General features: G+C 47.5%; 19 protein-coding genes and 3 pseudogenes. 11 read left to right on the forward strand and 11 right to left on the reverse strand.

What is annotated here, in order from left to right:
- The first annotated feature begins 59 nt into the window (after positions 1 to 59).
- The 7 genes from ACPEPR_RS05950 (at position 60) to ACPEPR_RS05980 (ending at position 10,429) form a co-directional block, all read left to right on the forward strand.
- Positions 60 to 1,085 carry a methionine ABC transporter ATP-binding protein gene (locus ACPEPR_RS05950; protein WP_075174374.1) on the forward strand — a complete coding sequence of 342 codons (1,026 nt, stop codon included), beginning with the start codon at positions 60 to 62 and terminating at the stop codon, positions 1,083 to 1,085.
- Positions 1,082 to 1,777, forward strand: coding sequence for a methionine ABC transporter permease (locus tag ACPEPR_RS05955; RefSeq protein ID WP_160241206.1), 696 nt, complete (start codon positions 1,082 to 1,084; stop codon positions 1,775 to 1,777). The genes ACPEPR_RS05950 and ACPEPR_RS05955 overlap by 4 nt, the downstream gene beginning before the upstream one ends.
- A gap of 266 nt (positions 1,778 to 2,043) precedes the next feature.
- Entirely contained in the window at positions 2,044 to 5,610 is a 3,567-nt protein-coding gene (gene dnaE / locus ACPEPR_RS05960; protein WP_168398738.1) for a DNA polymerase III subunit alpha, read from the forward strand.
- A 29-nt stretch (positions 5,611 to 5,639) separates the two neighbouring features.
- Positions 5,640 to 6,494 carry an RNA methyltransferase gene (locus ACPEPR_RS05965; protein ID WP_005178798.1) on the forward strand — a complete coding sequence of 285 codons (855 nt, stop codon included), beginning with the start codon at positions 5,640 to 5,642 and terminating at the stop codon, positions 6,492 to 6,494.
- Positions 6,487 to 7,296: a serine O-acetyltransferase gene (cysE, locus tag ACPEPR_RS05970; protein ID WP_005178800.1), complete on the forward strand. Its 810-nt coding sequence runs from the start codon at positions 6,487 to 6,489 to the stop codon at positions 7,294 to 7,296. The genes ACPEPR_RS05965 and cysE overlap by 8 nt, the downstream gene beginning before the upstream one ends.
- A 107-nt stretch (positions 7,297 to 7,403) precedes the next feature.
- Positions 7,404 to 8,312, forward strand: a complete 909-nt coding sequence (locus ACPEPR_RS05975; protein WP_005178801.1) for an ABUW_2363 family tetratricopeptide repeat lipoprotein — start codon at positions 7,404 to 7,406, stop codon at positions 8,310 to 8,312.
- Positions 8,313 to 8,425: 113 nt separating this feature from the next.
- Positions 8,426 to 10,429, forward strand: a complete 2,004-nt coding sequence (locus tag ACPEPR_RS05980; RefSeq protein WP_160243026.1) for an esterase/lipase family protein — start codon at positions 8,426 to 8,428, stop codon at positions 10,427 to 10,429.
- Between the two features lie 76 nt (positions 10,430 to 10,505).
- On the opposite strand, the gene ACPEPR_RS05985 is transcribed toward ACPEPR_RS05980, so the two are convergent.
- On the reverse strand, positions 10,506 to 11,579 hold the full coding sequence (locus tag ACPEPR_RS05985; protein ID WP_423562082.1) for a maleylacetate reductase: 1,074 nt from the start codon (positions 11,577 to 11,579) through the stop codon (positions 10,506 to 10,508).
- Positions 11,579 to 11,731 carry a hypothetical protein gene (locus ACPEPR_RS05990; protein WP_168397746.1) on the reverse strand — a complete coding sequence of 51 codons (153 nt, stop codon included), beginning with the start codon at positions 11,729 to 11,731 and terminating at the stop codon, positions 11,579 to 11,581. Before ACPEPR_RS05990 ends, ACPEPR_RS05985 begins: the two co-directional genes overlap by 1 nt.
- A 207-nt stretch (positions 11,732 to 11,938) precedes the next feature.
- Here ACPEPR_RS05990 and mutS point away from each other — a divergent pair, with 207 nt between their 5' ends.
- The 4 genes from mutS to ACPEPR_RS06010 all read left to right on the forward strand — a co-directional run bounded on the left by mutS (position 11,939) and on the right by ACPEPR_RS06010 (position 16,752).
- On the forward strand, positions 11,939 to 14,572 hold the full coding sequence (mutS, locus tag ACPEPR_RS05995) for a DNA mismatch repair protein MutS (RefSeq protein ID WP_104471029.1): 2,634 nt from the start codon (positions 11,939 to 11,941) through the stop codon (positions 14,570 to 14,572).
- Positions 14,573 to 14,777: 205 nt separating this feature from the next.
- Positions 14,778 to 15,101 carry a ferredoxin FdxA gene (gene fdxA, locus ACPEPR_RS06000; RefSeq protein ID WP_005178805.1) on the forward strand — a complete coding sequence of 108 codons (324 nt, stop codon included), beginning with the start codon at positions 14,778 to 14,780 and terminating at the stop codon, positions 15,099 to 15,101.
- A 130-nt stretch (positions 15,102 to 15,231) separates the two neighbouring features.
- A complete protein-coding gene (locus ACPEPR_RS06005; RefSeq protein ID WP_005178806.1) occupies positions 15,232 to 15,954 on the forward strand; it encodes a D-Ala-D-Ala carboxypeptidase family metallohydrolase in 723 nt (240 codons plus the stop codon).
- A 132-nt stretch (positions 15,955 to 16,086) separates the two neighbouring features.
- Positions 16,087 to 16,752 carry an O-methyltransferase gene (locus ACPEPR_RS06010; RefSeq protein ID WP_005178807.1) on the forward strand — a complete coding sequence of 222 codons (666 nt, stop codon included), beginning with the start codon at positions 16,087 to 16,089 and terminating at the stop codon, positions 16,750 to 16,752.
- A 142-nt stretch (positions 16,753 to 16,894) separates the two neighbouring features.
- Here the strand turns inward: ACPEPR_RS06010 and ACPEPR_RS06015 are convergent, their stop codons facing one another.
- The 9 genes and pseudogenes from ACPEPR_RS06015 to lptC all read right to left on the reverse strand — a co-directional run bounded on the left by ACPEPR_RS06015 (position 16,895) and on the right by lptC (position 25,805).
- Entirely contained in the window at positions 16,895 to 17,737 is an 843-nt protein-coding gene (locus tag ACPEPR_RS06015; RefSeq protein WP_005178808.1) for a universal stress protein, read from the reverse strand.
- A gap of 136 nt (positions 17,738 to 17,873) precedes the next feature.
- Entirely contained in the window at positions 17,874 to 18,491 is a 618-nt protein-coding gene (locus ACPEPR_RS06020) for an acyltransferase (RefSeq protein ID WP_104473705.1), read from the reverse strand.
- Positions 18,484 to 19,083 (reverse strand): IMPACT family protein, encoded by a 600-nt coding sequence (locus ACPEPR_RS06025; RefSeq protein ID WP_005178810.1) that lies wholly within the window; start codon positions 19,081 to 19,083, stop codon positions 18,484 to 18,486. Before ACPEPR_RS06025 ends, ACPEPR_RS06020 begins: the two co-directional genes overlap by 8 nt.
- A 103-nt stretch (positions 19,084 to 19,186) precedes the next feature.
- Positions 19,187 to 20,371: pseudogene (locus ACPEPR_RS06030) on the reverse strand (HlyD family efflux transporter periplasmic adaptor subunit).
- A pseudogene (locus ACPEPR_RS06035) lies at positions 20,368 to 22,507 on the reverse strand (type I secretion system permease/ATPase). Before ACPEPR_RS06035 ends, ACPEPR_RS06030 begins: the two co-directional pseudogenes overlap by 4 nt.
- Positions 22,504 to 23,724: pseudogene (locus ACPEPR_RS06040) on the reverse strand (TolC family protein). Before ACPEPR_RS06040 ends, ACPEPR_RS06035 begins: the two co-directional pseudogenes overlap by 4 nt.
- A gap of 239 nt (positions 23,725 to 23,963) precedes the next feature.
- Complete coding sequence (gene lptB, locus ACPEPR_RS06045; RefSeq protein ID WP_075166901.1) at positions 23,964 to 24,707, reverse strand: LPS export ABC transporter ATP-binding protein; 744 nt, start codon at positions 24,705 to 24,707, stop codon at positions 23,964 to 23,966.
- Positions 24,707 to 25,273, reverse strand: coding sequence for a lipopolysaccharide transport periplasmic protein LptA (gene lptA / locus ACPEPR_RS06050; protein WP_045794900.1), 567 nt, complete (start codon positions 25,271 to 25,273; stop codon positions 24,707 to 24,709). Before lptA ends, lptB begins: the two co-directional genes overlap by 1 nt.
- Positions 25,263 to 25,805 (reverse strand): LPS export ABC transporter periplasmic protein LptC, encoded by a 543-nt coding sequence (gene lptC / locus ACPEPR_RS06055; RefSeq protein WP_005178816.1) that lies wholly within the window; start codon positions 25,803 to 25,805, stop codon positions 25,263 to 25,265. Before lptC ends, lptA begins: the two co-directional genes overlap by 11 nt.
- Positions 25,806 to 25,843 lie beyond the last annotated feature (38 nt).

Genomic DNA, 25,843 nt, shown 5'->3' on the forward strand with positions numbered 1-25,843 from the left:
TAACAAACAGGCAAAGTGTACTTTGCCTGTTTTTCATTTTTGTACAGTTTCTTGACGCTATGATCGAATTTAAGAATATTTCCAAACATTATCAGCTTAAAGGCCAGACCATTCGCGCGCTGGATCAGGTCAATCTGCAAATTCCAGATGGCAGTATCTTTGGAATTATTGGTTATAGTGGTGCAGGAAAAAGTACCCTCATTCGTCTGATTAATTTGCTGGAGCGCCCGAATGAAGGTCAGGTAATCATCAATAACACTGACTTTACCGCTTTAAGTGCCAAGGCGCTGCGTCAGGAACGTGCCAATATCGGCATGATTTTCCAGCACTTTAACCTGCTGCAAACCAAAACCGTAGCGGCCAATATTGAAATGCCGATGAAACTGCTCGGCTGGTCGGCGGCAGAGCGTGAAAAACGCCTGAATGAACTGCTCGAATTTATTGATCTGAAACATAAAAAAGATGCCTATCCAGATGAGCTGTCTGGCGGTCAAAAACAGCGGGTCGGGATTGCCCGTGCCCTGGCCAATCATCCTAAAATCTTACTTTGTGATGAAGCCACCAGTGCGCTGGATCCGCAAACCACGCAATCGGTGCTGGAACTGCTAAAAAAAATTAATCGTGAACAAGGCATTACCATTGTCATGGTCACCCATGAAATGGATGTAATTGAATCAGTCTGTGATTATGTGGCCGTTATGGAACATGGTCAGGTGATTGAAACCGGTTCTACCCTGGACATTTTTAGCCAGCCGCAGCATCCAACCACCAAGAATTTTATTCAAACCGTGCTGCAACAGCAATTACCGGTGAATATTTTAAACAATCTGGAAAACCAGAATCAGCACAGTATTTACTGCCTGAAATTTTTAGGGAAATCGGCGCAGGAAACCGTGATTCAGGCAGTAATTAAACAGTTTGATTTAAGCCTGAATATTTTATTTGCCAACATGACTGAAATTAATGGCGCGGTGATTGGGCAGATGTTTATTCAGTTGCTAGGGGACCCGGCCATTATTCAGCAAGCACTTCAGTTCCTCGAACAAAATGGGGTTCAGGTTGAACAAGCAGGAGTACAAGGATGAGAGATTTAATTGTCCAGTGGCTCACCAGCCTGACCGCGCCGTTCTGGAAAAGCGCCCTGTCGATGGACCAGTTTGTCACAGCCTTACAAGAAACTTTCCACATGGTGTTTTTTGCCATGCTGTTTGGCTGTATCTGGGGCTTTATTCAGGGGATTACCCTGGTCGCCACCCGTCCGGGCGGTATTTTACCAAACCGCACGATTTATCATGGCCTGAACCCGATTGTAAATGCGCTACGTTCCCTGCCATTTATTATCCTGTTAATTGCCGTTATTCCTTTAACCAAGTTTCTGGTCGGTACCTCAATTGGCACCTGGGCTGCCATTGTCCCGCTGACCATTTATGTCGGTCCATATATTGGCCGTCTGGTGGAAACCTCATTGCTGGAAGTGAATGAAGGGATTATTGAGTCAGCACAAGCCATGGGTGCGACACCGCTGCAGATTATTTTCAAGTTTATTTTGCCGGAAGCACGTAGCTCGCTGATTCTAAACCTGACCACCGCCACCATCAGCCTGATTGGTGCAACTGCAATGGCCGGTGCCGTCGGTGCCGGTGGTATTGGTGATCTGGCCATTTCTTACGGTTACCAGCGTTTTGATACCAGCGTGGTGATTCTGACCGTCATTGTACTGCTGATTCTGGTGCAAATTGTGCAGATGCTGGGTGAATGGCTGGCTAAACTCAGATAAGGATTCACCTCTCTATCCAGAACGAGACAGATTACTCATTCTCAAATTAATCACCCTCTACGGAGGGTTTTATTTTGGCTGTTAATCACCCTCATAGCAGCCCGAAAACGCTGGTTTTCAGCCCATGCAGATTACTGTTCAAGTGATGAGAAACCAATCCGCTACGTTGGTTTACATATCTAAAACTTCGCCATTTCCCCTTAATTTCAAACTGAAAGCCAAAATCCCGTGCTAAAATGTGCAGTGGTTTTTGCAGGGACTGATTTATGCACTTTGTTCATCTTGGTATTCATACTGAATTTTCGATTACAGAATCTATCGTACGTATACCTGATTTAGTCAAAGCCGCAGCCAGTGAAGAAATGCCTGCCCTGGCCATCACCGACCTGTCCAACCTGCATGCCGCCGTCAAATTCTATGGCAAATGTCTGGGCAAAGGCATCAAGCCGATCATGGGTTCGGAAATCCGCCTGAATGATGCCGAACATCGCATGACCTTACTGGCCATGAACAATCATGGCTGGCGTAATCTGACCGAAATCGTGTCGCGCGGTTTTATTGAAGGCCAGCAGCTGGATATTCCCTGCGTACAGAAAGACTGGGTCTTGGAGCAGCATGACGATTTAATCGCCCTGCTCGGCATTCACTCCGATGTCGGTAAAATGCTCTGTACCTCTAACCCGCAAAAAGCCGAACCTTTACTTGAAGAATGGATTGCCAAGTTTGGAAACCGGGTTTATCTGGCCCTGACCCGCACCAATCGCCCGAATGAAGAAGACTTCATTTATGAAGCGGTACAGCTGGCGAAAAAATATAATATTGGCGTGGTGGCACATAATGATGTGCACTTCATCAGCCGTGAAGATTTTGAAGCGCATGAAGCGCGCGTCTGTATTGCCGATGGTTATGTTTTGAGCGATAGCCGCCGACCAAAAAACTACAGCCCGGAGCAGTATTTTAAAACCGCTGCAGAAATGACCGAGCTGTTTGCCGACATTCCGTCTGCCATTGAAAACACCTATCACATTGCCAAGCGCTGTAATGTGACGCTGCAACTGGGCAAATACTTCCTGCCGGATTACCCGATTCCGGAAGGCCATACCATTGAAACCTTCTTTGCGCATTTATCCAAGGAAGGTCTGGAAGAGCGCCTGAACCATCTTTATCCGGTAGCGCAGCGCGATGAAGACTGGCCTGAAATCCGCAAACCGTATGATGAGCGGATTGAATACGAAATTAATATTATTAACTCGATGGGATTCCCGGGTTACTTTCTGATCGTGATGGACTTCATTCAGTGGTCGAAGAATAACGGCGTGCCGGTCGGTCCGGGTCGTGGTTCGGGTGCCGGCTCGCTGGTGGCGTACAGTTTAAAAATTACCGATCTGGATCCGCTGCGCTATGAACTGCTGTTCGAACGTTTCCTGAACCCGGAACGTGTCTCGATGCCCGACTTTGACGTCGACTTCTGTATTGCCGGCCGTGACCGCGTGATTGACTACGTGGCCCGTACCTATGGCCGTGATGCGGTATCACAGATTGCCACCTTCGGTACCATGGCCGCTAAAGGTGCGATTCGTGACGTGGCCCGGGTTTTGGGTAAATCTTATGGTCTGGCCGACCGTATTTCCAAAATGATTCCGACCAAACCTTTGGGTCTGAGTCTGGAAGAGTCGCTGGCGGCTGAACCGCAGTTAAAAGATATTGTCACCAATCCGGGTAACCCGGACTATGACGATGCTTCTGAAATCTGGGAAATGGCATTAAAGCTCGAAGGCATTACCCGAAATACCGGTAAACACGCCGGTGGTGTGGTCATTGCACCGACCAAAATTACCGACTTCTCTGCGGTACTGTGCGATGCCGATGGCACCGGCCGGGTGGCCCAATACGATAAAGATGACGTTGAAGCCGCTGGTCTGGTCAAGTTCGACTTCCTGGGGCTGCGTAACCTGACTGTAATTGAAGATGCGGTGCAGAATATTAATAAACGGGTTAAACCCGAGATCCCGCTGGATATTGCCCATATTCCGCTGGATGACAAAGATGCCTATTTGGTCTTTGCCAATGCCAATACCACCGCGGTGTTCCAGTTTGAATCCGTGGGCATGAAAAAGATGCTGAAAGAAGCACGCCCAAGCAAGTTTGAAGAAATTATTGCCTTCGTATCTTTGTATCGTCCGGGTCCAATGGACCTGATTCCGGACTTTATTCATCGTATGCATGGCGGTGAATTTGAATACCTGCATCCGCTGCTCGAAGGCGTACTGGAGCCAACTTACGGGATTATGGTGTATCAGGAGCAGGTGATGCAGGCCGCACAGTACTGTGCCGGCTATACGCTTGGTGGTGCAGACTTGCTGCGCCGTGCCATGGGTAAGAAAAAACCCGAAGAAATGGTCAAGCAGCGTAAAATCTTTATTGAAGGTGCGGCCCAAAAAGATATTGATGAAGCCACCGCCAACCATATTTTCGACTATATGGAAAAGTTCGCCGGCTATGGTTTTAACAAATCACACGCGGCTGCCTATGCGTTAGTGGCCTACCAGACCGCCTGGCTCAAAGCCCATTACCCGGCTGAGTTCCTGGCTGCCGTCATGTCCTCGGAAATGCAGAACACCGATAACGTGGTGTTCCTGATTGATGACTGCCGCCACAATGGTCTGGAAGTATTACCACCGTCGGTGAATATGTCGCTGTATCATTTCCATGCCACCGATGACAAAACCATTGTGTATGGTTTAGGCGCAATTAAAGGCGTGGGTGAACAGGCCATGCAATCGGTGATTGATTCGCGTATCCAGCAAGGACCATATAAAGACCTATTTGATTTCTGTCACCGGATTGACCTGAAAAAAATTAATAAACGGACCTTAGAGGCCCTGATTCGTGCCGGTGCGCTAGACTGCTTAGGCATTGAACGTTCCAGCCTGATGGCGCAGTTACCAGAAGCGGTGCAAGCCGCAGAACAGGCCCGTTCTAACCGTGAAACCGGGATTATGGACCTGTTTGGTGAAGTCGAAGAAGTACAGCGCAAACCGGCCAAACCGGTCAAACCGTGGTCCGATGAAGTCCGCTTAAAAGGTGAAAAAGATACCTTAGGTCTGTACCTGACCGGCCACCCGATTGATGTGTACCGGGCTGAGCTGAAATCCTTTATTCCGGCTCGCATTAATGAACTGAGTCCAACCCGCCGTGGGGTCACCACAGTCTTTGCCGGACTGGTGCTGGATGTGGCCAACTTCCCGAACCGGGTGGTGGTGACCTTAGATGATGGCACCGCACGAATTGAAGTATCAGCCAATCACGAGCGTTTCCAGCGCTTTAAAGACATCATCCAGGTTGAAAAAGTGGTGGTGATTGAAGGCGAAATTTATGAGCGCGAAGGTTTTGACCGTCCAATGGGGCGTCTGACCAAAGCCTTTAGCCTGAATGAAATCCGTCAGAAACGGGCTAACAGTATCAAGATTACGCTATCTGCCGAACATGACAGTAAAACGCTGAGTCGTGATGTACAGCAGATTTTGATGCCGTATACCAATATTGATATGAGCACGCATATTCCTGTGATTCTGTATGTAGATTATGGTTATGCCACTGCTGAACTGCATTTAGGCGTGCAATGGAAAGTCGCGCCAATGGATGAACTGCTGATCAAGCTACGTGATTATTTTGGTAAAGATGCTCTGCATATCGAATATCAGGTGAAATCTAAAGCCGCCCAAGCGGTGGCGCATGAGCCCAAGCCTGCCCACGTTCCGGCACCTCCAGCGGACATGAGCATGGATGATGCGCTCGATTTATATCAGGCCGAAATGGGTCAATATTCTTAATTTAAAATTTTCTTTATTCTGGACCTTGTATGAGTCAAGTCGACAATGCTGCCTTGTCAGCACATCTCTCCCATGTGCGTATTGTCATGGTCAATACCACTCTGCCCGCCAATATCGGCAGCGCCTTACGCGCCATGAAAACCATGGGCCTGTCCAAACTGGTGCTGGTCGCACCGAAGACCTATCCGCATCCGGATATTGACGCACTGGCGGCCGGTGCCACCGATCTGATTGAACAGATTGAAATTGTCGACACCCTGGAACAGGCCATTCAGGACTGTCATCTGGTGTTTGGTACCAGTGCGCGCAGCCGCACCATTCCCTGGCCGCTGCTGGATGTCCGCCCGGCTGCGGAAAAAGCCATGCAGGCCGTCACGGCATCGCATCAGGAAATTGCGGTGATTTTTGGCCGTGAAGATCGTGGTCTGACCAATGAAGAACTGGCCCTGGCCAATTACCATGTCACCATTCCGGTGAATAGCGATTACGGCGTGTTAAACGTGGCCCAGGCCATTCAGATTATCTGTTATGAAATGCGGATGGCAGCCATGGCCCGGGTAGAACAGCAGCCAGACCCTAAAGCCACCATGCAAGTTCTTGATGGTATCGAAATGGAATGGGATGAACCTTTAGTGACCCATGCCCAGATGGAACAGTTCTATCCGCATATTGAAAAAATGCTGGCCGAGATTGAATTTATGGATCCGAAAAATCCAAGATTATTACCTTTGCGCTTGCGTCGGCTTTTTGGACGTATACAATTAGATCGTATGGAATATCACTTATTACGTGGCATTTTTAGTCGCGTACAGGCATTGAATAACGGTTCATGGAAAAAATCATCAACAACATCGACACAGGACGAGGATCAAGATAATGCTTAAACAGCTCAAAGAAGATATACAAGCTGTCTTTGCGCGCGATCCTGCTGCACGCAATACCTTGGAAGTCTTAACTACCTATCCCGGCATTCATGCCCTGATCATGCATCGGGTTGCACATGAACTCTGGAACAAAGACTGCAAGGGTTCGGCGCGCCTGCTGTCTTCATTTAGCCGCTTTGCCACCGGTATTGAAATTCATCCGGGCGCGAAAATTGGTCGCCGTTTTTTTATTGACCACGGTATGGGTGTGGTGATTGGTGAAACAGCCGAAATTGGCGATGACGTAACCCTGTATCATGGCGTGACCCTTGGGGGGACCACCTGGAACAAAGGCAAACGTCACCCGACTTTAGAAGATGGGGTAATTGTCGGTGCTGGCGCGAAAATTCTCGGGCCATTTACCGTGGGTAAAAATGCCAAAGTCGGTTCCAATGCAGTGGTAACCAAAGCGGTACCGGCCAATACCACTGCGGTCGGCAATCCGGCACGTTTTATTACCAAAGATCAGCCAAAAGATGAAGCCGAAGCACGCCGCCGTGACTATGCCGAAAGCATCGGTTTCCAGCCGTATGCGGCTACCCAGGATCAGTCTGATCCGATTCTAGACGGTATGCGGGTCTTGCTCGACCGTATTCAGCACAATGAAAAACGCATGAATACCTTATGTCAGCGTCTGTCTTTACTCGACCCAAGCTTTAAAAAGCAGCAGCAAAACGAACAGCCGTTTAGTGCTGAAGAATTAAAAATTATTGAAGATGTGCGCCGTGAATGTGAAGCACAAAGCAGCCAGTCCAAAGCTTAACAACACGGTAACAGCAAACTTCTTGCCTTCTCTTGCATGTTCGTCACAGATTTTTTAGACTGACGAACATGCTCAGCCATTTTAAAATAAATTAACGGATGAATATTATGACGCTTAAGCCTTTGGCATTTGCTCTGATTGCGACCACTTTAGTTTCAGCCTGTTCCACTGCACCAAAACAACAAAACCCAGCCAATGCACCAATTGTGTTTACCGAGCCTGATCTGACCCCTCCATTTTATGCTTTAAATCCGTTTAATTATGATGCACCTCCTCCATTTGAACTGAACCTGCAACAGGCTGCGGCCCAGCCAGTGACTAAAATGGAAGTAACTGCCCCGGATAATCCATCGAAAAAAATTACTTTAGACACCAACCGTCTGATTATTCCGACCATCAACAACAACCAGCGCAGCTTGAAGTTTGCGGTGCTGGCCGGTGAAAATGAAATTGACATCACCGAAATTGATGACTTTTTACAGATGGTCGAAGGTAAAGCACGTCACTATCCACCACGTTTTACTGACCGTCAGGAACGCCGCGGTTTTGAAGCTAAACTCAAAGAAGTCACCCAACAACTGGACAGCCTGGCGGTACAGGAAAATGCCTCTTTTGATGTGCTGATTCGTGCCTTTAAAGCCAGCGTAATGGCACGTAACCTGGACTTAGGTTCAATTTATACCACCCGTTCTCTGGCTTATGCGCAGCGCATCCTGAAAATTAACAAGGAAGATGCCGAAGCCAATTTCTGGTTTGGTTTTGCCCTGTCTGAAGGTGGCGGTCATCGTGAAGCAATTTCTTATTTAGATAAAGCAATGAAAGCCGGCGTACAGGAAGCCTATCTGGCTGCTGCCAACAACTACATTGCTTTAGAGCAAAAGAAAAATGCGGTACAGACCTTGAAAAACTACAAGATCAAGTATCCGCAAGAAGCAGCTGTGGCAGACCGTTTAATTACTGAAATTGAAAAACAGGGCCGCTGGAATGTCTGGCAAATCATGACACCGAAGGCTTAAGCCCGGTGCAAGAAAAAATAGGTCATGTTATATGGCCTATTTTTTTGTCAATTGAAAAAACCAAGAAATTCAGTATGATTAAAAAAAACTTATAAAATACGATGCGAATTCACATGACCACTATGACGTATAAGATGATGCTGGCCACCGCGCTCAGCAGTTCCATTCTCGTTGGCTGCCAAACGGTCAGTGTTAAACAGCAAGCATTAAATGTCAGCATTGCCAACGAACGGGAAAGTATTTTATCTCGTGACCGCTTGAGCGAGGCCAGCCTCAATGTCTTGTCCATGACTGGCCGTGAAGCGCAAATCTGTACCGAAAACCCGAAACAGTGTATTGATGAACTGAAGCAGATTCCGGAAATTCTGGATGAACAGCTGCTGTCCACTGCCAGCGAAGTTTATCTGGCCAAAGCCATGCAACTGGCCGATTCTTCCAATTGTAAAATCGGAATTTTAAGCAAACACCAGTCTGAAGAAAAACAGCAATTACAGCAGCAGAACTATCAAAAATGCCTCGACCAGCAGCTGTTTATGCTGGATAAAAGTATCCGTTATAGCTATGCCTATATGTTCAAAACCGAACGGGCACCACAAGACCGGATTTTTGACAACCGTCAGGTACAAATCCGCGACTTTTATAATCAGGCCATTGCCAAACTGGTGTCCAGCTATACCCTGCGCCATCAGCCGGATGTGGTGGCCAGCCAGATTCAGGTCGGTGAAAACACCTATCATATTGACTTCAATTATTTTCCGACCTTAAAACAGCAAAAAATCGAGCAGTTAAGAGCCACCTATGACCTGAACTTTTCAGGTTTACGTTCCATTACCCGTCGTGATGGTTTTGGCTCGGAATTTCTGGTCATTCTGCCGGAGCAGCGCGCAGATCAGCCAGAGAAAGCCCGTTATATTATTGATCCTTTAAGCCATCGTTATCCAAACAATCAGAATCCGAATATCCATCAGGCCCGTTATCTGGCGGCAACCCTGGTGGCTGAACCGCAGCAGTTTGGCAATGTAGAGGATATCCTGAACAAGGATTTTCGCCTGCGCGCCTATGATCCCTATAAATATGAACAGGCCCGCATTGCCAATAAAAACTATCCGCTGGCGGCTAATTTTTCTGCGCCTTATGGACTGTGGCTGGCGGAAAATAATCTGCTGAAATCGGCTTATCTGTCACTGATTGACCGTGATGACAAGCTGACCATGCCGCATTTATATTTTCTGGAACCATATAATCCGAATAAAAAAGTGCTGGTTTTGGTGCATGGTCTGGCCAGTAGTCCGGAAGCCTGGATTCGCTTAACCAACGATATTATGGGTGATCCAGTGTTACGCGAGCATTATCAGGTCTGGCAGGTGTTTTATTCGACCAATATGCCAATTATTGAAAGCCGTTTCCAGATTCATGCCCTGCTGACCCAAGCCTTCCAGCAGGTCAACCCTAAAGCCGCAGCAAAAAAAGATGCGGTGCTGGTCGGCCACAGTATGGGCGGGATTATTGCCCGACTCCTGGTCAGTGATGCCGATGTATCCAAAGAAGCCCTGTCGATGATGAGTGGCCGGCAACTGGCCAAATACCGCCGCATTCCCGTGATTCAGCAGCGCCTGATTATGCAGGATATTCCTAACTTTAACCGGGCGATTTTCTTGGCCGCTCCGCACCGCGGTACCGAATATGCCGACCGCTGGTTTACCAAAGTGGCGCGTAAAATTATCCGTTTACCGGGGGCATTTTTAAATGCGGCCACCGATTCATTGTTAAATGAAGATCCGAGCCTGAAAGATCTGGTCAATGAGCTGGATAAAGGCCTGATTCAAAATGGCCCGAGCGATTTAAGCCATCAGTCCAAATTTATTGCCTTAACTCAAGATATTCAGCCACGTAAAGGACTGAAATATCATAGTATTATGGGCAATACCAGTCAGAGTAACGACCCTGCTCTCATCACCGATGATATTGTGGCCTATGAAAGTGCGCATCTGAAACAGGCCCAGTCTGAAAAAATTATTACCGGCGGCCACTCGATTCAGGAAACTCCAGAAGCAGTGTTGGAACTGCGCCGGATTTTACGCTTACACTTGCAGGAGCTGGGTTTATATAAACCTTAACCTGCCAATAAAAAACCGAAGCCTTCAACCGCTTCGGTTTTTTTATCTCTGGAAGATGGCTACATATTGCTATGTATTAAAGTGTGGCAGGAGGCAAACCGGCATAAGCCTGCAGCAACAGCTGCTTTAATTCATCATCGTCATATTCACGCGGATTATAATACGGCGAATCACAAATCATCCGGGCAATGTCCGCCGGGGCGTGTTCCGGTAACCCTAAGTCTTTTAAAGCCAGAGGAATCTGCAGGCGCTGGTTTAATTGATAGATAAAACGGCCCAGCTCCTCCCGACTGTCAACACCCAGTGCAGCGGCCAGTTGATCCATCGCCTGTACATCGGCATGGCGGTTATAGTGCACCGAATAGGCCAGCATAATCGCGTGGGTTTGCGCATGAGGCAGGTTAAAGGTGCCCCCTAGGCTATGACAGATTTTATGGTGAATCGCCATACCGACCGAACCCAGACAAATCCCAGCCAGCCACGCGCCATAGCGGACCTGTTCACGCAGTTGAATATCGTTCGGATGCTGTACCAGTTCCGGTAAAGCGGTGGCTAGACAGCGAATCGCCTCCAGCGCCATCAGGCTAATCACCGGATTTTTATTTTCTGCATACAAAGCCTCCACCGCATGCGCCATGGCATTCATGCCCGAACAGGCAGAAATCTCTGCCGGCAGATTCAGGTTAAGCGCTGGATCATAAATCACGATTTTCGGTAACACCTGTGCAGCTTTGCCGGTGGTTTTCAGCTGATTTTCCGTAATACCATATACCGGGGTCATTTCACTGCCCGCATAGGTGGTCGGAATTGCCACAATCGGCAAATGGGTGTCCAGTGCAATGGCTTTGGCTAAACCAATAGCCGAACCACCGCCAAACGCCAGACAGCAATCCACCTGTAACTCTTGGGCTGCCTGAACCGCCTGCCGCGCCACCTCTGCCGGCACGTGCATTACCGCATGAGCATAAACCGTAACGGTCAAATCACCAAGTTGCCGGGCCAGCTGCTCAGCGGCCTTCTGCTGGCCGGGCGTAGCAATCAGCAGAATCTTGTGATAACCGGCCTGCTTGAGAATGTGCTGCGTGCGCTTGGCTTCCCCCGCACCAAAATACACCTGTACCGGCAAAGCCTGATAATAGAACTTGGGCATCATGGGCTCATCTTCATGTTGTTATTTACCCCAGTATAGAGCGCCTCTCCTGCTGCTTCGAGCGCATTGCTGCAACGCTGCTTTCCATATTTCCTGGTCTTCTCTGCTGCAATCTTCATCAGCTGTATTGCTCGCTTAATTTTCTCCGCCATAAGCTGCTCAGTTTCAGCACAGATTTTCCAGAATCGGTTTTTTCCGCCTAGCTAAATTTGTTAAGATGAAGCGCTTGTTGGGTCGTCAACAGCATCGACGTGCAGGATTTAAACACGATGTTTTATCTGCTCCAGCTGACCCAAATGACATCCACGCGGTGAAAGCTATTCCAACACCCATGCGTTAATTGAAGGAACTGAATGTACATGAACATGCAAGAAATTGTGGCTGACTTATCTTCGCATACCCCGATGATGCAACAATATTTAAAAGTGAAGATGCAACATCCACATTCTTTAATGTTTTATCGAATGGGTGATTTCTACGAATTATTTTTTGATGATGCGCACAAGGCGGCCAAACTGTTAGGCATTACCCTGACCCATCGCGGTAAGGCCAATGGCCAGCCAATTCCGATGGCCGGCGTGCCCTATCATTCTGCCGAAGGTTATCTGGCGCGACTAGTCAAAAAAGGCGAAACCGTGGTGATCTGCGAGCAAATTGGCGAGGTAACTGGCAAAGGCCCGGTGGAACGTGGCGTAGTACGGATTATTACCCCCGGCACACTCACCGACGATGCCCTGCTCAACAGCTATCAATCTTCCAATCTGGTCGCGCTCTGTTTACAGCAGAACCAGATCGGGATTGCACTGCTAGATTTAAGTGCCGGTATTTTCAAGGTCCAGCAGCAGGAGTATCAACCGGAACAGCTGGCGATTGAACTGTCGCGTCTCATGCCAAGCGAAATTGTGGTCGATGAAGATATTGTCGATCCGAATATCATCGAGTCTGTTAAAAAACAGCTGGATTGCCCGGTTACCAAACGTCCAAATGTCGATTTTAACCTGAATAATGCCCAGAAAACCCTGTGTGACCAGCTAGGCGTAGCTACCCTATCTGGCTTTGGGATTGATCATTTGCCTTTGGCCAAAGCCGCCGCCGCCGCCTTGATTCACTATGCCAAAGAAACCCAAAGAACGGCGTTGCCGCATATCCGCTCGATTCAGCTGGAACAAAGTAGCGATTTTATTGCGCTAGACCCGGTGACCCGGCGTAATCTGGAACTGATTGAACCTTTATTTGAACACGGCACCTCACTGTTTCAGCTGATTAATGACTGCCAGACCGCGATGGGTGGTCGTCTACTTAGCCGCACCTTAATGCAACCGCTACGTGATACCGCACTGCTGGATGCAAGGCTGGATGCGACCGAAGCGATTTTAACCGGTTATCACGATGCACCAATTCGTCTGGTACTGAAAGAAATTAGTGATATTGAACGTGTGCTGAGCCGGGTCGCTTTAGGCAGTGCGCGCCCACGTGATCTGGTGCAGCTGCGTCAGGCCTGTGCCCAGATTCCGTATTTACGTCATGCCGTGCAGCCGATTGTCAGTGCCGGCCAATCCAAATATTTACAACAGCTGAATGAAGAACTGGGCGATTTTCAGGGCCTTTACCAGCGTTTAATGGCGGCCATTGTGGAACAGCCACCGGTGTTGCTGCGTGATGGTAATGTCATTGCCGAAGGCTTTGACAGCGAGCTGGATGAGTTACGTCAAATCCGTGATCATGCCGGTCAGTTCCTGATTGATCTGGAAATTCAGGAGCGTGAACGTACTGGCATCAACACGCTTAAAATTGGCTATAACCGCGTTAGTGGCTACTATATTGAACTGTCCCGTGCTCAGGCCGAACAGGCACCGGAGCATTATATTCGCCGTCAGACCTTAAAAAATGCCGAGCGTTATATCACCCCAGAACTGAAAAGTTTTGAAGACAAAGTATTATCGAGTGAATCACGCGCGCTGGCACGGGAGAAAATGCTGTTTGAAATGCTGCTGGATGAGCTGCGTCAGGACATTGGCAATTTGCAGATGATGAGCAGCGCCATTGCCCAGATTGATGTGCTGGCCAACTTTGCCCATCAGGCCCGCCTGAAAAACTGGACCCGTCCGGAATTCTCACCGGAAATTGGAGTCAAGATTGTCGCCGGCCGTCATCCAGTGGTGGAAGCCTTGAGCAAAACCGCATTTACCCCAAATGACACCACACTGGATTTTAACCATCGTATGGCAATTATTACCGGGCCGAATATGGGCGGTAAATCGACCTTTATGCGCCAGACCGCACTAATTGCCCTGCTTGGCTATTGTGGCAGTTATGTGCCGGCTCAAGCTGCGGTGCTAGGTCCGATTGACCGGATTTTCACCCGGATTGGTTCGGCCGATGACCTGTCTACCGGTAAATCAACCTTTATGGTGGAAATGACCGAAACCTCGCAAATTCTGCATCATGCCACCAATCAGTCACTGGTGCTGATGGATGAAGTCGGCCGTGGCACCAGTACCTATGATGGCCTGTCCCTGGCCTGGGCCTGTGTGCTGGATTTAACCAAACGGATCAAATGCTTATGCCTGTTCGCTACGCATTATTTCGAGCTGACCGAGCTGGGCAAAGAATCAGGTATTGATAATTATCATGTTACGGCCAAAGAACTCAATGGCAACCTGATTTTACTGCATAAAGTCCAGCAGGGTCCGGCCAGCCAGAGTCATGGTTTGCAGGTGGCCAAACTGGCTGGTATTCCTGCCAATGTGATTAAAGAAGCACAAAATCGCCTGAAGATTCTGGAAAAGCAGTCACATCAGTCGGTACAAAAATCGGTCCAGCATGATTTATTCAGTGAACCGGTGGTAGAAACTGAAGTGATTGAACGGATTGTCGAAGTTGAAAAACCATCACCGGCCCTCGAAGCCTTACGCCAACTGGATGTCGATAATCTCACCCCACGTCAGGCTCTAGAGCAATTGTATGCCCTGAAAGAGCAGCTAAACGCCTGATTCAAGACTTGAATTTCATATATGGAAAGGCTCTCATTTGAGAGTCTTTTTCATTTATAAGTTTTTTTGATGGTTTTATAGCACTTTTATCAAATTTAGTAGCACTGTCTATATCAAATATCAGTAAAAGCAATTGTTAGTTCACATCATTTTTGCCTAAAATACAGCTTAGTTATTAGAACCATATTTTTAGGTAGCTGTCGCCATGACATTTGTTGTCACTGAAAACTGTATTAAATGTAAATATCAAGACTGTGTAGAAGTATGCCCTGTAGATTGTTTCTATGAAGGTCCAAACTTCCTGGTGATTAACCCGGATGAATGTATCGACTGCGCACTGTGTGAACCTGAGTGTCCAGCCAATGCGATTTTCTCGGAAGATGAGCTACCAGAAGGTCAGGAAGTATTTATCGAGCTGAATGCTGAACTGGCAGAAAAATGGCCAAATATCACGCAAATTGGTGAACAGCCTGCTGACCGTGAAGAATGGAATGGCAAGCCGGACAAATTACAATACTTAGAAAAGTAATTTTAAAAAGATCAGCAAAAGCTGATCTTTTTTTATACCTAAAACACACATTTGATTGCAATATTTTCAATTTTTACCGAAGCTTTTAGATTAGAATGCTTAGGATTTTAGTAAACGTTTGATTTGCATAATGACGCAATTTCTCAAGGCGGTGCTCTCGCTCAGCATCGTGCCCCTGATCATGCTCGGATGTACAACCACACCGCAGAAAGGGAAAACGATTCATTCGCCTGATGGAAAACGGATTTATATCCCACAAGAAAAAATCAGCTATGAACGCAAGGTCGCACCAAAAGTGGTGCCCTATGCCTATAACAGCTGGATTGCCGTGACCGATAACCTGCGCCAGGTCCGCGAATATGAAAAATTCCTGAATGCTGAAGGCGTCGGCAATATTATTCCAAGTTTTGAATTACTGCGCACCGCACGTGACTGGCAAAAATGTGGCCGCTCGCAATACATGGTGCCCAACCGCGAATTATGGCGCAATCAGATTCCAACCTTAAAAGTCTTTAAATATCTGGTTGCCTCCAAAGTCCTGACCGATTTTGAAGTCACTTCAGTCTATCGCGATTTACCGCTGAACCAGTGCGCCGGTGGTGCCAGTTCCTCACGGCATTTATATAATTCCGCTATTGATTTCCGGATTGGGCCGGAATTTCCACAGCCGCAAGATTATGCCTTTATTGAAAATACCAAGTTCAGACTGTGCCAGTTCTGGACCCAGTATGGTCAAAGCCTGAATATGGGCTTGGGACTGTATGCTTCAGGGCAAATCCATATTGATACGCAGGGCTATCGTACCTGGGGACCGGATTTAAGCCGCTATTCGTCAATGTGCTATTACGAATAAATCCGGATCTGAATACAGAGGTGCTGCGGCGCCTCTTTTTATGTCTATTAATTCTGCAACTCTCCCGATAAAAATTGCACTCTAGGGGGAAAAGTTTAAAATGCATGCATTGCAACAAAGGTGCCCCCGACTATGAAACAAATGTGGACCGACCTCGACCACTACATCGAAACACATTTAATTCCTGAAGATCCGATTCTGACCCAAACCTTAAAACATACCGATGATCGGGGTTATCCGGATCACCTTGCTGTTGCGCCCAACCAGGGCATGTTGTTACAGATGTTAATTCAGATGAACGGCTGTAAACGTATTCTGGAACTTGGTACCTTTGCTGCCTATAGCACCATGTGGCTGGCGCGTGCCTTGCCGGAAGATGGCTATATTCTGACTATTGAAGGTCGTGATGCACACGCCGCCGTGGCACAGGAAAATATTGATCAGGCCAAGCTGAAACAGACTATTGATTTGCGTGTGGGCCGCGCCGCCGATATTTTAAAAAGCCTGCCAGCTGATACTGCCCCGTTTGACTTTATTTTTATTGATGCGGATAAACAGAGCTATCCGGAATATCTGGAACTGAGCCTGAATCTGTCACGCTCCGGCACCTTAATTTTCCTGGACAATGTAATTCGCGCCGGTGACATCATCAATCCGGACAATCACAAGCCTAGCATTGAAGGCATTCGCGAGATGTTTAAGCTGATGCAGGAGCATCCACGTTTATTGTCCTCAACTGCCTTGCAAACGGTAGGCAGCAAAGGGCATGATGGCTTTGCCTTGGCCATCGTTAAATAAGGCCCAAACAGAACAAAAAACACACAAAATAATATTTATTTTATTTTTTATAAACTTACATATACTGTCCATATAGTTATCCACAATAAATGCGGATAACCTTGGACAGTAATTCATCAGATGCGTGTAAGATATTTGGGCGTTATTTCACTACCAGTAACGGCACATTCGAATTCCGGAAAATGGTGGTGGTAATACTGCCCAGGAAAAACTGATGGATTTTGCTATGACTAAAGGCCCCAAGCAAAATTAGCTGAATACCATGTTCACGCTGATAATCCAGAATATTCTCCGCCACATCGCCATAACGATATTCCACCACCACATCTAAACCAGCGGCTTTTAAATACTGGGTCGGCTCATTCAATATTTCCGGATGATCACCCACATACAGCAAATGACATTGCAGCAGACGCAGCAAATCACTTTGGGTGATGCGCTTCATGATTTTTAAGCAGGTTGGTGAATATTCATAAGCGAAAATAAAACGGGTTGGCGGTTTAAACTGCTCGCCCACGGTCATAACGGCACAATTGGCTCCGCGGATAAAGTTTTCGACATTACTGCCCAGGGCTTTATTGCGTTCGGCGGAACGCTCCCCGACCCGGCCAATAACCGCAATATCATCTTCTTGTAAGACATTAAAACTTTGTTCAAGAAAATCGCCTTTTTCCTGAATCTGGGTCGGCACAATATTATATTTTTGCTGCACCATCTCGGAAATATGACGCAGCAGATTATTGCTATATTCCAGCGCAATGTCGCTCTGTTTCTGTTCCAGCTCGGCCAGTTCCTTCAATAACATGGCATTGCTTTCAAAACCAATGACCCCGCTAATTTCACCTAAGTGATAACTGGCCGGATAATAGTCCAGCACCTGTAACAGCACCAGTTCCCGCTGGGTCTGCTTGGCTATCCACGCTGCGGCTTCCGCGAGTGCATTGATACAGGGTGAAGAATCAATACAGGCAATTACTCGTTTCATTGTCGCCTCTCTTGTTGCCTGTCTGCCAGGCTTTCGTTTTAATTGTTATCTAAAACTTAGCATAAGTCCTCAGCGGATGACATGACAAAATGTAAATAAAACACAGACATTTGCAGATAGAGAACTATGTCTGAAATTAATCACGATAACGAATCAAACGTGCCGGATTCCCCGCGACAATGGCCCGGCTTTCAATATCTTTGGTGACCATGCTGTGCATGCCGACAACCGCATGGGCGCCAATTTTAATACCATCCTTAACGCCGACATGAGCACCCAGCCAGACATCGCGTTCAATTTCAATGCCCTGCGAACGCACCGGCTGCTGGTAAATCGGCTGAGCCAAATCCATGCCATGATCAAAGGCATATAAATGGCAATAGGCGGCAATACGCACCTGATCGTGAATCTTAATGCCGACCCGACCACCATCTAGAATACTATGATGATTAATCGCCACTTCACTGCCAATATGCAGCGGACCATGCAAGGTACAATCTGCAGCAATAAAAGTATTATCCCCGATGCTAATTTTACGTCCCGGTTCGGCAAAAATATGCGCCAGCGGTGAAATAAAGCAGTTCTCGCCAATTTCTACCGTTTCCATCTCCATCAAATAGGCCTGATAGTCTTTTTGCCAGGCTTCGGCCCAAACCCGGTTTTTCGGTTTCAGCGACCAGTACAGCCATGGCATATAATTCAGCCGATGTTTATGCTGTTCCCGATATTTCAGCAAAGGATCATGTTCAGTCATCTGCTGGCTCCTCCATGACTTTGAGCTGTTCCCGGCCGCGGGTAACGTCCTGAATTTTTAAGGCCAAAGGCTCAATCTGATGCACTTGTAATAAGGCATTGACCTGCACGCCATCTGCCCCGTACTGTTCCTGAAACTCGATATTCTGGCTATTCAGTTCATATTGAAAAATGGCCCATTCATTAAACTGGCACTGAAACTCGACTTTTTTCTTTTCAATCAGTTCAATTTTTTCTGCCAGCAGCAGGCATTGCCCGGCACAACCGCCATAGGCACGCACTAGGCCACCGGTGCCAAGTTTAATCCCGCCATACCAGCGATTGACCAGCACCAGCACATTGGTCAGCTCATTGCCCTCAATGGTGGCCAGAATAGGTCGGCCGGCAGTGCCAGAAGGTTCACCATCATCATTAAAACGCACCTGATGGCCAATTTTCCATGCCCAGCATTGATGGGTAGTGGTCAGGTCTTTGTTGGCTTCCAGAAAATCTTTAACCGCCTGTTCGTTTTCTACCGGTACGGCAATGGCCTCAAAACGGCTCTTTTTAATGTCTTCTTCAAAGCGAACAAGGGAGGCAATGGTAAATGGCATAACACAGCTAAAATGCAATAATCTCTGAAATTATAACGTGTTTTCAGGCAAGTTTTAGCAATAAAAAACCTCCCAAACTGGGAGGTCTAAGTTGAATTGACAATTAACGCTCGCGTAACGCTTCCTGGGCCTTGTTAAACGGTTTAATCAGATAATCCAGTACGGTTTTGGAACCGGTTTTAATATCAACCGTGGCCACCATTCCGGGGGTAATACTGAACTGCTGGCCAGATTTATTGGTCAGCTTATCGGTATCAGTCCGGATATAGACCCGGTAATAAAACTGGTCCTGCTTGACTTCATCGCGGATGGTATCCGGTGAAATCACCGTGACCTTACCCTTTAAACCGCCATAAATCGAATAATCATAGGCGGTAATTTTGACCAGTGCCTCCTAATCTGGGCGAATAAATGCAATATCTCGCGGCGAGATCCGCGCTTCAATTAACAGCTGTTCATCTAAAGGCACAATGGTCATTAACTTGCCATTTTGCGGTACGACCCCGCCAATGGTCATCACATCAATTTCCTTGACCACACCCCGTACCGGCGACTTAAATACCGTGCGGTTCAAAGTGTCGGACTTGCCACGTACCACCTGTTGCTGGGTCTGTACATCGGTACTGGACTTGGACAGCTCTTCACGCGCTTTGACATAATACTGGTTACGAATATCATTCATCTGGTTGCGCAGGTCATTGGCCTCGCGTTTCAGACGCAGCACTTCCACCTCACTGGCCGCACCTTTGGCCACCAACGGCTCGGTCATACGCAATTCCTGCTCGACCAGCACCAGAGCCTGCCGTAAACCGGCCAGCGATTCTTCTAAGTTGGCCCGGCGCGAATTGTATAAAGCAGTTTCCTGCTGTACCAGTTTTGGCTCTTTCAGCACTTCTTCAGGAAAAACCAGAGGCGTGCCATTTACTTCAGCGCGTAACCGGGCCGAAGTGGCCAAGGAAGATACCAGTAAAGATTCCGATTCACCCACATTAGAAGCAAACCGGGTCGGGTCCAGCTGGGCCAGCACCTGACCCCGATTGACAATTTCCCCTTCACGGACATTCAAGGTGGTGAGAATCCCGCCTTCTAAAGACTGTACCACCTGCTCTTTCGAAGATGGCACCACTTTACCAGTGCCGGTGGATACTTCTTCCAGCTTGAACAGCCAGGCCCAGAGTAACAAAACTGCCAGTCCAATACAGATAATCCAGATAAACAGACTGGCTTTAGGTAAAGGTGGCTCCAGCTCGGTCACCTGCATTGAACGTTTGCTTAATTGTTCACTCATGACTTCGCTCCTGCCATCTGACGCGGTTGAGATGCAGACTGATTAAGAATCTGATCTCGTGGCCCGTCCATCACAATTTTCCCATCATTGACCACAATAATCCGGTCCACCAGCTCTAAGACTGCACGGCGATGGGTGGCCACCACCAAAGTCCGGTGCCCAAGCCACATTTTCAAATGATCAATCAACTGTTTCTCGGAGACATCATCAATTGCAGCCGTTGGTTCATCCAGCAATAAAATATTCGGCTGACGCAGCAGCAAACGGGCCAGCAACAAGGCCTGTTTCTGGCCACCAGAGAACCCCACACCACCTTCCAGAATCAGATGGTCCAGCCCTTCTTTCTTTTCCTGCACAAAAGCCAGCGCACCGGTAATTCGAAGTGCCTGTAAAATATCGTCATCATTGGCCAATGGTGCACCCAAAGTCAGGTTTTCCCGTACCGTGCCAAAAAACAGATGCGCATTCTGATTCAATAGCCCCATATCACGGCGTACATCAGCAGGATCAATCAGGCCCAACTCTACGCCATCGAGTTTAATTTTGCCCTGATTCGGGGTTTGCATGCCGGAAAAAAGCTGCAACAAGGTGGACTTTCCGGCACCATTCCGGCCCAGAATGGCAATTTTTTCACCGGCTTTAATTTCGAGCTTGGGTACCATCAAGGTTGGTTTAGGATCATCTTCGCCATATTTAAAGCTGACCCCGCTTAATTCATAATGACCATTTAACACCGGACGATGAATTAAGTGGCTATGTTCCGGCTGATCAACCGGTTTTTTCATTAATTCATCCAGTCCCTGTTTCGCCACTTTGGCCTGTTGCAAACGGCCCAGCACGCCGGCAATCTGTGAAATTGGCGCCAGCATCCGTGAAGATAAAATTGAACAGGCCACCAGAGCACCCGTGGTCATTTCCCCATCCATCACCGCAAAACAGCCCACCAGCACCACAATCGCAAAGGTCAGCCCCTGAATTTTCTGGGTCCAGGCGGTCATGACACCGACAATTTTACGCTGACGCATGGCAATATCGGCGGAAACTTCATTCATATGATTCCACTGATTCTGGAAGCGGGTTTCGGCGCGTAATAACTTGATGTCTTCAATGCCCTGTACCGATTCCACCAGCATGGCATTGCGGATTGCGCCTTCACGCATCCCCTCGTTGGCCAGTTTAGCCAGAGGCTTTTGCGCCAGAATGCCCGGAATAATCATGAGCGGTACCACAATCAGCATCACCCAGAACAGGTTCCCACCAATCACCCAGAACACGCCAAGGAACAGCAGGAAGAAAGGCAAATCAGCGATTGCAGAAATGGTGGTCGACGTCACCAGTTCACGCACCCCTTCTAGTTCACGGATTTGTGAAATAAAGGTCCCAGTCGATTTGGAGCGTTCACTGTTTTTAATCCGTAGCGCATGCCCATAGACCCGGTCTGAAATACGCAGATCAGCGCGCTTGCCGACAATATCGGAGAGATAAATCCGTGTGACCCTTAAACTAAACTCGAAAATGGCCGCAATCAGCACCCCGCCTGCCAATACCCACAAGGTTGGAACCGATTGCGCCGGAATTACCCGGTCATAGACATTCATCGAAAACAGGATGGTGGCCAGTGCCAGAATATTGGCCATCAGGGATGGCAAACATTACATCGATATAACGTTTCCAGTCCCGTAGCACAATTGACCAGAACCAGTTATCTTCATAGGGTTTGACATATTCATCTACCCGCGCATCGGGAACCGATTTTTCCGGGCGCAGGATATAGACATGCCACACATGCTCCGCCAAAGTATCGCTGGCCAGCGTTTGTGATAAACTCTGATCGCCACTGAACTGAATGCTCAGGTTGCCTTCGGCATCGACCTTGTCAATTACGCCCACCTGACCATCCTGGAATTCAACCAGTACCGGCAAACGCCAGGGATTGATCACTTCGGCGCTAAAGTCGGTTTTGCGCAGACTTAGGCCCACCTGACGGGCAATCAGATTTAAAATATCATCAATATTCTGGTTCGGATTCCAGTCCAGCTGCAAGCGGATACGTTCTGCGGATGGTTCAATCCGGTAATGCTTGGCAATGCTCAGTACTGCTTGAAGCCACGGTTGATAATTTATTTTAGTACTCATGGCTGAACTTCAAGCCCCTGAATGGATATATGGTTTAAATCATAAATATCGCGTGTCCGTCCGGTAATGGAGATATAGCGCGCAATGGCGGCTTAAATATCAAAACGCGTATTTTCAATTTCCTGGGCGGCACTATGAATTGCCTGTTCGGCATTCAGTAAATCGACAGCTGAGCGCGTGCCTAATTTATATTGTTCCTGATACAGCTCTTTGGTCTGGATGGTGGTGGCCTGACGCTTGACCAGAATATTCATCTGGCGCTGCTTGTTCTGGATTTCTTCACGCAGCATGCGGGTTTCATCCAGCACCTCTAGATACACACTATTGACCCGTGCCTTGGCCGCTTCTTCTGCATAACTGGCCGCCCGGGTTTGTGACGCAATTGCGCCGCCCTGATAAAAGTTGCTATTGGCTTCCAGCATGATCGAATTATAGAGGCCATCATCTTCATTGTTATTTGGATTACGACCATTGATGGCCTGACTTATAGAACCTTTCACATTTAAAGTGGGATAAGCACTTAAACGTGATTGCTGCTTGCGTAATTTGGCCACTTCAACTTCAGCCTGAGCAGCGATTAGTCCGGGAATCTGCTGAAAAACCGGCTCTGAATATAATTGCGCCTCTTTCACCAGCCGCTCTGGAATCTGCCAGTTACGCTATTGGTGATTTCCGCAATGCGGGCAATCCCCTGAATCTGCTCTTCAGCAATGCGGGTAATTTCCTGATAGCGTTTGATATTAATCATGGCATTGGCAGTCTGGTAAGCAATTGACCTTGCCGAAATCATAAAGCATTTGCGTGGCATTCAGGCTCAGCAGCTGACAGCCACGCTCGCCTTTGGTCAGGTCTGCTGTGGAAATACCACCAGATAATTGTGGATAATAACCGGACTTCGCCACATCAATACTGGCATTCTGGGCTGCCAGAGTGGAAATGGCCTGGGAAATTTCAGGATGACGCTGAACAGCGGTCCGAATGGTGTCATTAAAACTCAAAGGCTGTTGCACAGAGGATCGGGCTGATGCCGCTGTTTCTGGAACAGATGATGCTGGTACGACCCGAGGCATTTCCTGAATGTTTTGTGTATCGAGCTGAAACTGGCTCAGTTCACTAATACGGACACGATGAAAATTCTGGTCAGATTGGGGGCTAAAAATAGAGGCAAAATGCTGTTTTAAAGATGAATCTTCATGCGTGGAACTTTGTTCGGCCATCGACGGTTCCGTCAGACCACTGAACAATAAGATTCCCCCCAAATAGCATATACTTAACTTTATTTTTTTGGCCTATTACGGCTCTTGTATTACTCATCATTATAATTAAACGAATACGATGAAATATTTTGTGAAAGTTTAATGCTTTTTTAATTTAATTTTTTATATTTTTTCAACTTTATGACATTTAACAGATAAAACACACATCACAGCGAACCATGATGTGTATATTTTAATAACTACACCCTAAAATCTTCACCTAGGTAGACCTGTTTCACAGTTTCATTTTCCAGAATTTCCTGTGGGGTTCCTTCGGCAATCACTGCACCTTCACTGACAATATAAGCACGCTCACAAATTGCCAATGTTTCGCGCACGTTATGGTCGGTAATTAATACACCAATTCCGCGATCTTTAAGGGTGCTAATAATATCTTTAATATCCCCGACAGAAATCGGGTCCACCCCGGCAAAAGGTTCATCCAGCAACATGAATTTCGGATCGGCAGCCAAAGCACGGGCGATTTCTGCACGACGTCGCTCACCACCCGATACACTCATGCCCAGTGAATCTTTAATATGGGTAATTTTAAAGTCGGCCAGCAGTTCGGTTAAACGTTGCTGACGCTGCTGCTTGTTTAAGTCTTTACGGGTTTCCAGAATCGACATGATATTTTCAGCAATGGTCAGTTTTCTGAAAATTGACGCCTCTTGTGGCAGGTAACCGATGCCTTTGCGCGCACGTTCATGCATGGCCAGGTCAGATAAATCCAGTTCATCCAGATGAATTTCCCCCTTGTCCATACGCACCAGGCCAACCACCATATAGAAGCTGGTAGTTTTACCTGCACCATTTGGGCCAAGCAAGCCGACAATCTGGCCACTTTGCATACAGAAAGAAACATCTTTCACCACCCAGCGCTTACTGTAGTTTTTGGCCAGGTGTTTGATTGTCAGAGTTTGTGGCTGTACGACCTGATCCATTAATCGCGTGCTCCCGGGAATGATTTTGAACTGGATGGTGGAATCACAATCTGTACGCGACCTGAAGATGATCCGGTGTTGTTTGGCGTACCAATGGCTTCAATATCGCCTTTGTTCATACTATAACGCAAGGTATTGCCGCGAATACTGGCCCCATCCTGCTGTAAAAATGCCCCGCCCGACAAAGTAATAATACCGGTTTCCGCATTGTAGACAATTTTCTGCGCCTGACCTTTGGCCAGACCTTTATTCGGGTCAGTCTTTTGCTGGAACTGTGCCGGACTACCATTGGCGGTAATGGTGCTGATTTCTTTTTTACTGTTCAGATTGGCCACAATTGAATTGGCCTGCAAGCGCATTGTGCCCTGCTCGATAATCACATTACCGGTATAGGTGGTAATACCGGTACGCTCATTAAATGTCGCACGGTCAGCCACCAAGGTAATTGGCTGGTTCCGGTCTGAAGGCAAGGCCCAGGCTGTAGCTGAGGACAATACTGCCAAACCTACAAGCGCGGCTTTCTGCAGGAAAGTACGAGGTGTTGCAAGCTTCGGGTTAACGTTCATATGTTCCTCGAATATTAAAAAATTCGTATTGACCATCATTCAAATTGGCTTTCAGTCCTTGGCTTACAAATTCAGCTTGTGGAGACTGCACCATCACCTGTTTATCGGTTTCAATTTCCCGACTGTCCGGATAGCCCGTCAATTCTGTCGTCTGCAGTTCTAATTGACCTTGCGCTAAGATTTTGGTGGCACGCACCTGGTCAGATAACACCACTTTTTCATTGTCATTATAGCCATGCGCCTGCTTGGCATAAAAAGTGGCATCAACTTTCCCTTCTTTATACATCGACGCATTCAGGTTCTGTAATTGAGAGGTCTGCTTTTGCATATCCTGCTCTAAACGGTCAACCTGAGCGCGAACATATAAATTCCCCTGTTCATCGGTTTGAGTCAGGTTAATCTGCTCCGCCGTATAGGTCATACTTCTGGAACCCTCGGTATCCAGTTTATTGCCTTTACCGCTGTAATAGTAATAACCACCACTTACAGCTGCAATTGCAATCGCAGTAATATATAAAACTCGGGTATCCATAAGTGGGGTTTTAACTCAACTCAATCAGAGGAATATCT

The organism is Acinetobacter sp. AND/436, from assembly GCF_049546925.1.
GTDB lineage: Bacteria > Pseudomonadota > Gammaproteobacteria > Pseudomonadales > Moraxellaceae > Acinetobacter > Acinetobacter indicus.

Bases quoted from the DNA above. Each gene is read 5' to 3' on its own strand.
- ACPEPR_RS05950 (WP_075174374.1), top strand. From the start codon at position 60: ATGATCGAATTTAAGAATATTTCCAAACATTATCAGCTTAAAGGCCAG.
- ACPEPR_RS05955 (WP_160241206.1), top strand. From the start codon at position 1,082: ATGAGAGATTTAATTGTCCAGTGGCTCACCAGCCTGACCGCGCCGTTC.
- dnaE (WP_168398738.1), top strand. From the start codon at position 2,044: ATGCACTTTGTTCATCTTGGTATTCATACTGAATTTTCGATTACAGAA.
- ACPEPR_RS05965 (WP_005178798.1), top strand. From the start codon at position 5,640: ATGAGTCAAGTCGACAATGCTGCCTTGTCAGCACATCTCTCCCATGTG.
- cysE (WP_005178800.1), top strand. From the start codon at position 6,487: ATGCTTAAACAGCTCAAAGAAGATATACAAGCTGTCTTTGCGCGCGAT.
- ACPEPR_RS05975 (WP_005178801.1), top strand. From the start codon at position 7,404: ATGACGCTTAAGCCTTTGGCATTTGCTCTGATTGCGACCACTTTAGTT.
- ACPEPR_RS05980 (WP_160243026.1), top strand. From the start codon at position 8,426: ATGACCACTATGACGTATAAGATGATGCTGGCCACCGCGCTCAGCAGT.
- ACPEPR_RS05985 (WP_423562082.1), bottom strand. From the start codon at position 11,579: ATGCCCAAGTTCTATTATCAGGCTTTGCCGGTACAGGTGTATTTTGGT.
- ACPEPR_RS05990 (WP_168397746.1), bottom strand. From the start codon at position 11,731: ATGGCGGAGAAAATTAAGCGAGCAATACAGCTGATGAAGATTGCAGCA.
- mutS (WP_104471029.1), top strand. From the start codon at position 11,939: ATGAACATGCAAGAAATTGTGGCTGACTTATCTTCGCATACCCCGATG.
- fdxA (WP_005178805.1), top strand. From the start codon at position 14,778: ATGACATTTGTTGTCACTGAAAACTGTATTAAATGTAAATATCAAGAC.
- ACPEPR_RS06005 (WP_005178806.1), top strand. From the start codon at position 15,232: ATGACGCAATTTCTCAAGGCGGTGCTCTCGCTCAGCATCGTGCCCCTG.
- ACPEPR_RS06010 (WP_005178807.1), top strand. From the start codon at position 16,087: ATGAAACAAATGTGGACCGACCTCGACCACTACATCGAAACACATTTA.
- ACPEPR_RS06015 (WP_005178808.1), bottom strand. From the start codon at position 17,737: ATGAAACGAGTAATTGCCTGTATTGATTCTTCACCCTGTATCAATGCA.
- ACPEPR_RS06020 (WP_104473705.1), bottom strand. From the start codon at position 18,491: ATGACTGAACATGATCCTTTGCTGAAATATCGGGAACAGCATAAACAT.
- ACPEPR_RS06025 (WP_005178810.1), bottom strand. From the start codon at position 19,083: ATGCCATTTACCATTGCCTCCCTTGTTCGCTTTGAAGAAGACATTAAA.
- lptB (WP_075166901.1), bottom strand. From the start codon at position 24,707: ATGGATCAGGTCGTACAGCCACAAACTCTGACAATCAAACACCTGGCC.
- lptA (WP_045794900.1), bottom strand. From the start codon at position 25,273: ATGAACGTTAACCCGAAGCTTGCAACACCTCGTACTTTCCTGCAGAAA.
- lptC (WP_005178816.1), bottom strand. From the start codon at position 25,805: ATGGATACCCGAGTTTTATATATTACTGCGATTGCAATTGCAGCTGTA.